At 40.4% G+C, this 11,595-nt stretch carries 19 protein-coding genes; 6 read left to right on the top strand and 13 right to left on the bottom strand.

Annotation, left to right across the window (positions count from 1 at the left end):
* Positions 1-363 precede the first annotated feature (363 nt).
* From LGZ99_RS22200 to LGZ99_RS22150, 13 genes are all read right to left on the bottom strand, one after another.
* Entirely contained in the window at positions 364-957 is a 594-nt protein-coding gene (locus LGZ99_RS22200; RefSeq protein ID WP_228900518.1) for a hypothetical protein, read from the bottom strand.
* A 184-nt stretch (positions 958-1,141) separates the two neighbouring features.
* Positions 1,142-1,741 carry a recombination protein NinG gene (locus LGZ99_RS22195; RefSeq protein ID WP_262979622.1) on the bottom strand — a complete coding sequence of 200 codons (600 nt, stop codon included), beginning with the start codon at positions 1,739-1,741 and terminating at the stop codon, positions 1,142-1,144.
* An 11-nt stretch (positions 1,742-1,752) separates the two neighbouring features.
* A complete protein-coding gene (locus tag LGZ99_RS22190; RefSeq protein WP_262979623.1) occupies positions 1,753-1,959 on the bottom strand; it encodes a hypothetical protein in 207 nt (68 codons plus the stop codon).
* Positions 1,892-2,122, bottom strand: a complete 231-nt coding sequence (locus tag LGZ99_RS22185; RefSeq protein ID WP_262979621.1) for a NinE family protein — start codon at positions 2,120-2,122, stop codon at positions 1,892-1,894. The genes LGZ99_RS22190 and LGZ99_RS22185 overlap by 68 nt, the downstream gene beginning before the upstream one ends.
* Positions 2,082-2,276, bottom strand: a complete 195-nt coding sequence (locus tag LGZ99_RS24940) for a ClpX C4-type zinc finger protein (RefSeq protein ID WP_390894050.1) — start codon at positions 2,274-2,276, stop codon at positions 2,082-2,084. Before LGZ99_RS24940 ends, LGZ99_RS22185 begins: the two co-directional genes overlap by 41 nt.
* Complete coding sequence (locus LGZ99_RS22180; protein ID WP_023043445.1) at positions 2,273-2,716, bottom strand: YbcN family protein; 444 nt, start codon at positions 2,714-2,716, stop codon at positions 2,273-2,275. Before LGZ99_RS22180 ends, LGZ99_RS24940 begins: the two co-directional genes overlap by 4 nt.
* Positions 2,717-2,890: a Lar family restriction alleviation protein gene (locus LGZ99_RS24935; protein ID WP_166310653.1), complete on the bottom strand. Its 174-nt coding sequence runs from the start codon at positions 2,888-2,890 to the stop codon at positions 2,717-2,719.
* On the bottom strand, positions 2,887-3,114 hold the full coding sequence (locus tag LGZ99_RS22175) for a DUF551 domain-containing protein (protein ID WP_262979620.1): 228 nt from the start codon (positions 3,112-3,114) through the stop codon (positions 2,887-2,889). The genes LGZ99_RS24935 and LGZ99_RS22175 overlap by 4 nt, the downstream gene beginning before the upstream one ends.
* Before the next feature lie 308 nt (positions 3,115-3,422).
* Entirely contained in the window at positions 3,423-4,829 is a 1,407-nt protein-coding gene (locus LGZ99_RS22170) for a replicative DNA helicase (RefSeq protein WP_262979619.1), read from the bottom strand.
* Positions 4,810-5,718 carry a replication protein gene (locus tag LGZ99_RS22165; RefSeq protein WP_262979618.1) on the bottom strand — a complete coding sequence of 303 codons (909 nt, stop codon included), beginning with the start codon at positions 5,716-5,718 and terminating at the stop codon, positions 4,810-4,812. Before LGZ99_RS22165 ends, LGZ99_RS22170 begins: the two co-directional genes overlap by 20 nt.
* Positions 5,719-5,767: 49 nt before the next feature.
* Positions 5,768-6,496, bottom strand: a complete 729-nt coding sequence (locus tag LGZ99_RS22160) for an ASCH domain-containing protein (protein ID WP_262979617.1) — start codon at positions 6,494-6,496, stop codon at positions 5,768-5,770.
* 2 nt (positions 6,497-6,498) lie between these two features.
* Positions 6,499-6,831: a CII family transcriptional regulator gene (locus LGZ99_RS22155; protein WP_262979616.1), complete on the bottom strand. Its 333-nt coding sequence runs from the start codon at positions 6,829-6,831 to the stop codon at positions 6,499-6,501.
* 220 nt (positions 6,832-7,051) lie between these two features.
* Positions 7,052-7,234, bottom strand: a complete 183-nt coding sequence (locus LGZ99_RS22150) for a carph-isopro domain-containing protein (RefSeq protein WP_166310744.1) — start codon at positions 7,232-7,234, stop codon at positions 7,052-7,054.
* Positions 7,235-7,343: 109 nt separating this feature from the next.
* Here LGZ99_RS22150 and LGZ99_RS22145 point away from each other — a divergent pair, with 109 nt between their 5' ends.
* The 6 genes from LGZ99_RS22145 (at position 7,344) to LGZ99_RS22120 (ending at position 11,438) form a co-directional block, all read left to right on the top strand.
* A complete protein-coding gene (locus LGZ99_RS22145; protein ID WP_166310746.1) occupies positions 7,344-8,045 on the top strand; it encodes an XRE family transcriptional regulator in 702 nt (233 codons plus the stop codon).
* A 9-nt stretch (positions 8,046-8,054) separates the two neighbouring features.
* Positions 8,055-9,206, top strand: coding sequence for a type I restriction endonuclease (locus tag LGZ99_RS22140; protein ID WP_166310748.1), 1,152 nt, complete (start codon positions 8,055-8,057; stop codon positions 9,204-9,206).
* 485 nt (positions 9,207-9,691) lie between these two features.
* The gene (locus tag LGZ99_RS22135) at positions 9,692-10,057 is read left to right on the top strand and encodes a transcriptional antitermination N peptide (protein ID WP_262979615.1); all 366 of its coding nucleotides are present in this window, start codon (positions 9,692-9,694) and stop codon (positions 10,055-10,057) included.
* Position 10,058: 1 nt separating this feature from the next.
* Positions 10,059-10,370: a hypothetical protein gene (locus tag LGZ99_RS22130; RefSeq protein WP_262979614.1), complete on the top strand. Its 312-nt coding sequence runs from the start codon at positions 10,059-10,061 to the stop codon at positions 10,368-10,370.
* Between the two features lie 156 nt (positions 10,371-10,526).
* On the top strand, positions 10,527-10,784 hold the full coding sequence (locus LGZ99_RS22125) for a hypothetical protein (protein ID WP_262979613.1): 258 nt from the start codon (positions 10,527-10,529) through the stop codon (positions 10,782-10,784).
* A gap of 33 nt (positions 10,785-10,817) precedes the next feature.
* Positions 10,818-11,438, top strand: a complete 621-nt coding sequence (locus LGZ99_RS22120; protein WP_262979612.1) for an Nmad5 family putative nucleotide modification protein — start codon at positions 10,818-10,820, stop codon at positions 11,436-11,438.
* Positions 11,439-11,595 lie beyond the last annotated feature (157 nt).

Here is an 11,595-nt window from a genome sequence, read left to right as displayed (position 1 = left end):
TAAGTGACATGCAATCTTTGCTTATCTAACCAATCTTCCAAATATTCAGAAGACATATTCGGATTGTAAAAGTACGGTTGGTTCTCGCTCATGATAAATCTCCAGATACAAAAAAGGCCACGCCATGCGCAGCCTGGAATTGAACTACTAAGTAATCCTCGGTAGTTGAAATTGCCACATCAGCCATTAGACAGACTGAAACTTTTATCTGAGAACGGGGGATGTGGGCTTTATATTCGATGTGTCTTTGTTGATGAGGCTCTTTCGCTTCTTGCTCCTGAGCATACCAGAAAAAATACTACTTAATTTCTCAGAAATCAATTAATTTAAAAATATTTTTGCGATAATCGTAATTCATAAAAATCAGCCCTCCATTTCTCGCTTAATAGCGTAATACATTTCTGATTCCAATAGCTCTTCACACCATACAACTCTCTTTCTTGCATATTGAATGTCACACCCAGTCAGATAAGAAAGCTCACGAGCAATCTTTTGCGGGTTTTTGCGCTCACAGTATCGTTTAATTGCAATATCCCGAACGGGATTACCCTTTTTGAAAGTTTTATTTAATACTTTCTCAATAAAAGCGGCATCATCTGATTCTTTGGCGAGAGTAATGATGTCGCTTAATGATTGCTTGGGTGAAAGAATATCTTTAGCTTTCTTAAATAGCTCTTCTCCACGATATCCAAACTTATGCAAATCTTTCACTACTTTAATGATCCGCTGGCCTTCTGTGTCACTCCATTCAGTACGAATCATAAGACGACCGATAACACTGCATTCACTACTGGGCTCCTCTCTTCCGCTGTGCTGCTTACCCCATATCATCAGCATGTAACGAACCCAAACGCGCTGACTTGGAGTTATTGTTTTCCAGCCTTTTCCCCATGCTCGGCGAAGATCTTTATTATTGGCAATATAGGCCAATAATGAGAATGATTCATTGTGCCTCATCAATTACCCCCGGAGAACTGAATGACATTTGTCATACTTAGTTGAAAACATGACTGAGTGTTTTTTGCCCCTGACTATCCGATCCTGAATAACTCTCAGTGAACCATATTTGCATTGCATAACAGCAAATGACCTGCCTGTAATACCGCTCCTGAACCTGGCTTCTTCTATCGCGGCTGATATATCAGTGAAGATTGTCATTGCTTAAGCTCCTGAGCTTCTCTTTGTAGTAATCGCGGATCTGCTCGTAATCATCACGTTTCCATTTCTGCAAAGCATGATGAGACATCAATCTGTTGAATCGCTCTTGCCCAATTTTCTCAATCAGACAAGGTTTATAATTAATTATATTTCCTGATAAATAGTTATTACATGCAGAACATTGCTTATGAGCATTATCTTCATCAAATCTCAATTCTGGATGAGCCTTAATTGTTAGATAATGCCCTGCGTGATATTGCCCATTATGAAATCTCCCACAACTAATACATGGCTGGTACTTATCTCTTTCTCTGATAAATGCGTTGAATGCCTGCTGTGCTTGGTTTCTGAAATATGAAAGTGGCTTTACTGCTAATCGACGGGCTTTGAGTTTATCTTTCTGTTCTATTAATTCTTGCTGCTGTTTCTTTTTAAGTGCCTGCTCTGCTTTTTCCCTGTCTCCATTCCGCTTCTTAATTGCTAATTCCGCTCCGTGTTCTGGATTACACCAATATATATTCGAATACCTTGGTATAAACCATTCGCAGCATATTTTACACTTTCTCCTCACCGGTTTTTTCATTATTCCAGCTCCTAGATTTCTTGAGTTTCAGATAATCCTATAATTTCAGGCGTGGTGAATAGACCAACCTCTAAATCACCGTCTATCATTCTGATTATCATGTCATGAAGCGGCTCGTTATCGGAATCCCGATATCGGGTTGAGTGATATTCAGCCCTGTCGTGTTTCATGTAGAAATCTATTGCAACAACGTAAACCTTGCCTTTTTCTAGTTTCATTTCTATCTCTCCGTCTATCCCACTTTGCTCTCAATAGCTGATAAACATAGTCAAATGTTTCAACTTCGGATTCTGTAGGAACTGGTTTTGATTTTTTATTAGATGGCACTTTATATATCAGATTATTGATGACTCGTTGAGTCTGTGATGTTTGTTGACTCATTTATTTCATCCGACTTTCTGTTGATTAATACATTAACGCATTGGATAATACACTCATTACAAATATCACTGTTATTCATTCCCGAGGCTATTGCATTTACTTCATCTTGCGATTTACCGCAGAAATTACACCAGTGTTTATTGCCCGCTATCATTTATCTTGCTCCTGTTTTAATTTCATATATTCGCTGTTATCCGGTATTGTCACGAAACAACCAATACTAGCCGCCCATTGTTCAACTCTTTCCATAAACTGAAACATATCCCCTGTGTCGAGTTTTGATGTCCGCTTAAGTGTCCTGACACGCTCTGTAAGCTGCGTAGTGACATCCATTATCTCGATAACTTCATAGCCCAAGAATGTATGCTTCAACATTTCTTTAACTTCTTCTGGTGAAAATTTAGCGCCATTGGATTTCAAATAACGACTTATCTCACCAAACCACATATGCGCAGTCGAATTTTGAGATAATGATCGGGTGGATTTCCACGGCTTAATAATAATGCGGTGCGGCTGTTTCGTCTGAAGTGTTTCTTTCAATATTTCCCACGCTTGTGATTTATTTGATTCGTGAAAACAAAAATCAGCTTCCATTTATCCCCCTTCATTTACTCTCTTATTCCAAGCTTGAATAGCGTCAGATTGCGATAAACATCTCGCAGTCTGGTTTTTACATGTAGTACAAAACACAATTACCAATTTCCATGAAGTACATAATTTGGCAGCTTCTCCACCACAGAACGGGCACGGCTTAAGTTTTTCTTTCATACTTCATCCTCAGGTGGGTTTGGCAGTGGCATCCAGTGAGTAACTTTTTTAGTGATATACCATTTTGTATAAAGTTGATTTCCTTCATCATCAAAACCGGCAGTTATATCTTTGAAATAATCTTCTATATGAACCATATCCATAGAATTAATATCAGAAAACCATACTAAAACTGAATCATCTTTTAATTCGGGTAACATTTCACTGCATTTAATCCATTCCATATCAAAAGTTCCTCTGTTTGGGACTGCCGGAATTTCCGAATATATAAACTTGTTGAGATAGTCCACTTATCTGCCTGTTACTACGAATTGCCTGCCCCCAAAAATTTATGTCATTGAGCTTTGATGCGACTCTCGCAGCGCGATCTATTAGCCCCCTGCGACGCAATACTCGCTTTTTGTGAGCGGCGACAATCTGAGTCCAACGCTTTTTATCTGGTCTTCCCGCAGCATTATACGCTCGCATGTGTGTTGCTTTTCTCTGTTCAAACCAGCGTTGGTTTAGTTCATTAAGTGTTGTACCTTTCATATCAAAAATCCTTCCTGTAGGGTTTATTGGGCTTGTCTTCATTACACTTAGCTCTACGCTCACCCTCGATCTGATCGAGATGGAACAAGCAAAGGCCCTTTTGTTCGACATACACAGTGTTAGCTTTACCGTGGCGATTGAGGCGCAATATCAACTCTGTCAGCGTCTTGTCCGATCTCTCTTGATAAACCGAGTCACGGTAGACGCCCATCCAATAATCACAATCTTGTTCAATCTGGCCTGTGTCTCGGCTGTCAGATGGCATTGGGCGTTTGTTGGCACGTTCCTCGATATTCCTGTTAAGCTGGGTTAGCAGAACAACAACAGTGTCGAGTTCTTTTGCCAGTATCTTGAGGCCCTTTGTGATGTTGCCATACGCAATATCATTCCGATCCGCTTTCTCAGTCTTCATCAGTGTTAGATAGTCAACACCGATAAAACCTATCTTGCCAACTTTACGCTTGATTTTACGACACTGTGACTGGATATGAGCGAATGACATTCCAGGTGTATCATCAATCCAGACATTAGGAGTATCTTTCAGCTCACCGATTGCTTGACAGAGTAGAGCCCACTCATAATCGTCATCAGTGCCACCATAGAACACATCAGAATTTAGCCCTGATTTCTGACTCACCATCCGTTCGAATAGTTGCTCGTCCGTCATTTCCATGCTGAACAGCAAAACGGGTTGACCACTGCTGGCGACATTTTTTGCCATCTCGGTTAATACTGTGGTTTTCCCCATCTTTGGCCGCGCACCGATTACAAACAGAGAACCGTTAACGATGTATTTGGGGGCAAGTATTTCATCAAAATCCCGAAATCCAGTTTTCAACCCCCGGTGCAATTCGGGATTGTTAAACCGTGCCTCAAGTTTTTCAAACCAACGATCAGCAATCTCACTAATGGGCTTGAGCCCGGTCTTATTGCCTGTAGTGCCATTCTCCGACGCTTCACTGATCAACCTCTGCGCCATGTCCATCTTTTCAGCAAATGTGAGGGTACTAGGCGTCATCAACAATCGCTGAATTTCATTGGTTTTCTCAATAGCGTAACGCGCTGCGGCTGTCTCGCGGATCTGCCTGGCATAAGCGACAATGTTAGCGGCGCTTGGCGTATTTTTGGATAGTTCAGCCAGATATGCGAACCCACCAGATTGATCAGCCTCACCTGAACGCTTCAAGCTGTCATCCACAGTAATAATATCTATTGCCTGGTTCTTGCTGTTCATTGTTCGCATTTCGGCGTAAATACGTTTATGCCATGCCATGTAGAACGAATCAGCGGTAAGCATTGAGAATACATACTGCGAGTTGTCGCTTTGAGGGTCTAGCAGTAACGCACCGATAACGCTTTGTTCCGCTTCAGTACTGTGGGGGACTTGGTTAACGCTGTTTACGGTCATTCGCTCTGTCCTCTTTGACGGATACGTAACATTGGTCAGTGATCAGATAATCTAAATTTTTGGCTCTCCAGTAGCCGCCCTTACCGTTCGGCCTATCCTCCATCATCCAGCGGCAGTGCTCAGCAATGTAGCCCAGATAGCCTTTCCAGTTCTCCAGAGTAAACGGCTTATTGTGCTTGGTCTGGTATTCCTTGTTGGCTCGTTGCCAGAACGTGCGCATCTTGGATTTTCTACAGTCTCGCAGGACAGTAACCCTAGCCATCTCTGGCAGAATTTCATGATAGGCGTCGATCATGGCCTGATAGGGAACCGGTATAATCTTTTTAGACTGAGATTTCTTGACAGACTGATGCGGGTTGTTTTCATCAGAAAACTCACCAACTACATCGTTAGATGTAGTTATATATTCTTGTTCTAATAACTTCTTACTCTGTTTGACCTGATTTGTTACCAACTTTGTTACCTGACTTCGCTCTAAAGCCGCGTCATCACTGGGTTTGTTTGTTACCTGATTTGTTACCTCGTTTGTTACCTCAAAATCACCCTGATAATCAGCGTAATTTGTGATGGTGATCACTGTCCCATGCCGGTTTCCACTGAACGTTAACATCCCCTCAGAGGAAAAGAATTCCAACATGTCTCTAACCTGTTTTTGTGTCTTCTCATTGCCTTTAGAATCTCTGAGCTTCCTGGCTAGAATGGGGATTTTTGTCACCAATTGACCCGATCCCAACTCCCACTGAACGCCGCTAAATTCAACACTGCGGGGCTTGTATTGAGCCATCCCAATCAATCGAACCCACAGGGCCAATTTAGCAGTATCATTAGCCCATTCCGTGGACAGAAGACTCCTGAACAGAGCGAAATGCCCCTGTTTTTGGTTCTCCATCCGTGTGCTCCTTGAAGTCTTTCTCGCTCCAAAATTAGCGTATGCAACGTTACCCATTTCGATCCCTCTCTGGTTCTTTTATCTCCTGTTGTAACTGCTTGAATCTCTCAAACTCAATGACCCAGACCCAGTTATCATTGAACGAATCAGCTCCGTAAATAGATTCCCACAACTCACGGAACGCAACACGATGCATAATATTTTCATGTCCTGGGCAAATTCCCGCTGTTACTCCTTCAGCTATCGCATCTTCTTCACTGATTTCATTCAGCCTCTCAATTCGAATATCTGTGATTTCTAGCGTGATACGTGAGGCCCAACGCGGCATGTGAATTGACGGAATCCACTTGCCATTACGAACTTCAACACATTCAAAATCACATTCTGACATTAGTCGAATGTGATCTTTCATTTCGCTAATACTCTCGAACCCGTCAGCTCGATACGCCGCAAATCCGTCACTTACCTCGCTAAATGAACGCCCGTCAGTGCAACCGCGATAATTAATAACTTGGTAATGAGCCCAAGTTTCCCTTACCCACAACCGATCGCCCACTTTCCCGAACGGGCAACGAATACTTAGAACATTTTTTAGCGGAGGACTTTCACCTTCAGCAAACACAGCGCTATCTTTCGATAATGCGCCGCTCGTTATCCAGCCCCGGAATTCCTGAAGCTCGCTCGGTTGCGGCTTAACAGGCCGCCGTGTCTGAGTCTTCCGCCCGGACAATATGGCTCTCACCATCTCACCGTTGAAAATAATTGGTTTCTCTGTCATGATTATCTCGTTATGTTAGTGTTTTGCGCCTCATCTGTTCCAGCAGACGAGGCGCTTTCTCTTAAGTGCTCAAGCATCTGCAACAATGCTTTTGCTGCCTCTTTTGCTTCTTCTCCGTGAAAAGCAACCGTTTGAGATGGGTTCTCAAAATCAATAGCTTCAAGTACTTTGCAAAATTTGTTCAACATGCAATCGTTGCCAGATATCCAGCGGCTAATCTGTGAATGATGAACTCCGACCATCTTTGCAACTTCCGTGTTGCCCTTCGCTGCAATCCCGTTACGGATCACATCTTCATACCTCTGCGCTTTAGTGCGAGTTTTTGCGATATCCATATGTCATACTTTCCTTAGGTTAATTTTATTTAATAGATAGTTGAAAATATCACTTATCATGAGATAGGTGATGGTTATGTATTAGTCACCAAAAAGATTGATGCAGATTTGTGCTCCTCATTAAGAGGTTCACAAATTGATGGGCCTACCCGAAGTTATCAGGTTGGTTAGAAAACAGGCTCCCCACACGGGCGGGGCATTCATTGTAAATAGTGGAAGATTATTTATTTTTGACTAATTCAGTTAAAGGGATACCAAGCTGCTCATGGATTTGAGCATATCTCGCTGGGGGGATACGCCCTTTTTTAATCCATTGCCGAATAGCTTGATCTCTAACATTTAGTATTCTAGCTAACGCTGGAACACCCCCAGCTTTTCTGATCGTTGCTTCCAGTACACTCATATGAATTTCCCTTTTTCACTAATGGTCACTAAATAAAATACAAGGGAAACTTTAAAAAGTAAAGTTTTACTTGCTATGAAAATAAAAGTGTTGCTTGTATATTTGAGACATGAAAACGATGCATGAAAGAATCAAGCAAGCTCGACTTGCAAAAAAATTAACTCAAGCTGAACTGGCAGATATGCTTGGTGTCACTCCACAGTCAGTACAACAGTGGGAATCAAGCACAGAACCAAGAAAGTCAAGATTAACAGCATTAGCATCTATTCTTGATACTGATGTGAATTGGCTTTTGTTTGGTCAAGCATTAAGAAAGGATACTGGTCAAGTTCCACCAGAGAGCAAGTGGACAACCATTGCGCCATGGGATAGTAGTACGCCGTTAGACAACGACGAGGTGGAGGTACCATTTTTAAGAGATATTGAATTCGCATGCGGTGCTGGTCGGTGTATTGATGTGGATTATAACGGATATAAATTACGATTTTCCAAATCAACATTACGGCGAATAGGTGCCCCAACGGATGGTTCTACAATTGCTTGTTTTCCAGCTAAAGGCGATAGCATGGAGCCAGTTATTCCAAATGGAACAGCAATAGCAATTGATATCTCTAATAAAAAAATTATTGATGGAAAAGTATATGCAATTGAACAGGATGGATTAAAACGCCTTAAATGCCTCTATAGACGCCCAAGAGGAAAAATACTTATCAGAAGCTACAACCGTGATGAATACGAAGATGAAGTTACAGATGAGGATCAAGTGCTCATCATCGGAAGAATGTTTTGGTATTCCGTTTTAGATTATTAAGGTTATGGCATGGACAATTTTAAGATAAAAATAAAACATCATGTTGACCACGTTAAAAACGTAGGTCAACACTGCACTACCGAAGAAACAACTAAGCAAGCATTAATATTGCCTTTTTTAGATATTCTTGGGTTTAGTCCGTATGACCCACAAAAAGTTAAAGCCGAGTATGGGGCGGATTTCCCCGGAGCAAAAGCAAATGAGCGGGTTGATTATGCCTTATTCTGCCAAGATGTTCCCGTCATGTTTATTGAAGCAAAAGGGTATAGCGAAAAGCTAGATAACCACTGCCCTCAATTATCCAGATATTTTAACTCCACTCCAGAAGTGACCATTTCAGCAATTACAAATGGATTAGAATGGCGCTTCTTTACCGACTTAAAACAAAAAAACGTAATGGATTCTGCACCATTTTTACGCATAAAAATGGATGAAGTTAGTGATGCAGATGTAGGTCAGCTCTATAGATTTAGACATGATAAATTCAAGCCAGAGGCATTAAGGACGCTTGCAGAAGAAAGTGTCTACCTATCTGTCTTCACTAAAACAATCAGTACTAGCTTGAAAGATGTTGATAGTGAATTTGTAAGATATGTTGCTAGTAGATCTAATGTCGAACGCCAGTTAAATCAACGTTTCATTGAATCAATCACCCCTTTGGTAAAACAGGCTGTTGAGAAATCTGTTAGCGCAATGGTAGTTTCTGGCCTTTCAAATAGACATGTTCCAATTGATGGGGTTCAAGACGAAATAGAGCATCAAGATAATCCGAAAGAACCAGATGAGATAGTAGATCCAGATAATCCTAATATTGTTACCACCAAAAACGAATTCACTCTGTATGAAAAAGCGAAATCAATAGTTGGAGATGATGTAGATTTACAATACAAAGATACAGAATCTTATTTTGGAGTTCTTTATCAAGGAAAATCAAATAGATGGATAATACGATACTTTGATAAAAAGAATAAACCTTACATTCAGATACCCATTGAGTTAACTGAAATATTAACCAATGAAGTTAATAGGGCTGGATTATCTGTCAGCAACTCAAGAATATTTATAGAAGCTCCAGAAGATATATTGAGGATAACAGGAATTATTCTTGATGCTTTTGAATTTGTGAGAGACGACGATAACTTTAGAAAAAAAGCACAATAGGTTTTGCTAGGCCACCTAACGGTGGCTTTTTTTTCTTACATTCTTCCATCCCCCATCTAAGAATGACTAATTAGTCACATTTCCAAGAATTAGTAAAAAATAAAATACTTTAAAAACAATATAATATATGAATTTACAAGTTTTACCTTATTAAAATAACAAGTAATTCTTGTTTTTATAAAGTAATGCTTGTATAGTTTAATCATCGAAAAGGCAGGGAAAGCCCACGAAGTAGCCGCTACCGGCGCACGAACAGGTAGATGATTCGAGACTAAGTTAAATCATAGTAGTACCTACAATGAATGCTCCGCCCTTGTGGAGAGTCTATACCCAAGTGAGTTTTGAGGTGTTGTGACTGAGCCTAAAAGTAATCAGTCAACTCATTCACAGATGAGGCTGTATCAGGACTGTGGAAGGCGCAACTGTGATAGAGCCACAACACAGCGATCACAACACCATCAAAACTTACTGATGAGGGTAATAAAATGAAAAATATCACTATCTTGCCGACTAGTGGTCGTTTGAGTTCAAAGATGCGTCGCTATCATGAACGTGGCAACTTAATTACTCGCAATCGTTTGGAAGAACACATTCGCAAGTCTGAAATAAAAGCTCTTGAGAATGTTATCGATAAAGCTTTTGGCGTAGAAACCGAGCCGCGTCAAGTATTAACTCTCAATCGCAAGCTTGAAAACGATAGCGCAAACGTAATAGCCAGTTTAGTCACTCAACTTAAAGGCAACGAAGAACAACAAGAGCCAACACCCAGCTTTGATAATTGTTGCTTACCAAAGGTGAAACTTTATTCTGTTAGTGGTAAAAAAAGGGAAACAATAACAGTGAGGGCGTGATATGACCAAAGTCACTTTCTTGCCAAGAGGAAGAAACTCAAAAGCTAGAAGAAAACTAAAGCAGGATGCTTTTTATGCTCGTAAGAGATTGGAATATATAAATATAGCTGAGGCAGAAGGTGAATGCGGACCTCCTGATCCAAGAAATGGAATTCCTGAGCATATGCATTTTATGGAGAAAAAAATAGCTAAAGTCATTACTAGCCCTTCTCTTCCGAGGGATCACGAAAAAGAACAACCTACTCCCAAAAATGATGCGATGTTTCATGTTGTCAATCACGCGCACCAGCGAAATCCCAAAAAGAAATGGTAAGCATTCTCTAAATGACCTCGAAAATTCGGGGTTTTTTATTGCCAATTGGCTAATTCCAGCTCATTTACGAGTGGGCTGTTGTGAGTTGATTACTTCGCCACACTGGGAAAATAGGGAAACATCGGCACGGAAGCCAGTCTTTAACGAGGACAATTAATGAGTAAATTAAATAAAACAGAAATAGAATGGCTTGATAAATTGCAACTAATGCTAAATCTATGCCCGTCAGAAAGACTAGGTTTTTACACGATTGGAGGAGGAGAATTATTTGTTTATGATTTATCGAAATTAGGCGTGATAGAAGAAATTCAATATAAAACCGGGAAAGATTATCCGGTTTGCATTGAAAGAGCTGGAGCTGATTTTAACTATTTTTTGAATTTTCCTGCTCGGGTTGACGGTGTGGCCGGTTGATTAAATGCAATTAATAAAGTGAGAGGACTAATTATGTCAAAGAAATTAACTAAAGATTTAAAGAAAGAAATAGTCAATAATGCTTTGTCATTAGCCGGAATCGAAGAAGGATTCAAGCAAATAGAATTGGATAAGTGCCAATTAGCAAAAGACATCAGAGTCACCGCGCTTGGCGGTGAAGATAAAGTTAAATATTGGGATGAACTATACGAAAATATTCTTGATCAAATCAAAGAATTTAATAGGAATATAGATAGACATATTGACATCATTGGAGCTGAGTCAGAAGAAATACTTGTCGGATTTGGCGGTCGACAAATGTGGCTGGCTTATGGTCGCGATGAAAACGAAAATCGAATACGCTTGATTACACCGGCAAGAGATCATTGCTTATTTAATGCTGAACATGAACTCTCTGTTCGATTTACGAAGATAGAAGAAAAATTAAGTGAGCTAAACAATAAGAAAGATGAAATCAAAAATAACGTTTACGCCATTTTAAATTCAGTCACAACAACAAAAAAACTCGTTGAAGTCTGGCCGGAAGCGAAAGATTTAATTCCGTCCGAAGAAGTGAGAATTATAAATACTTCATTGTCAGTAAAAGTTGAAGATTTAAATAAAATGATTGGCATACCTAAAAGTGAGGATTAAACAATGTCAGACAATAAAAGACACGTGCACGCTGATTCAATGCTTGAATATGCGATTGATGCTTCGAAAACTGATAAGCCCTGGGAGCTGTGGGAAATGTCTTGTTATGATAGCGCCTGGAGAACTTTGGCTGGTCATCCGAGATGGGATATTGACG

Source organism: Photorhabdus temperata, assembly GCF_025384845.1.
GTDB classification, from domain to species: Bacteria; Pseudomonadota; Gammaproteobacteria; order Enterobacterales; family Enterobacteriaceae; genus Photorhabdus; species Photorhabdus temperata.
This window is presented reverse-complemented; position numbering and strand designations above follow the sequence as displayed.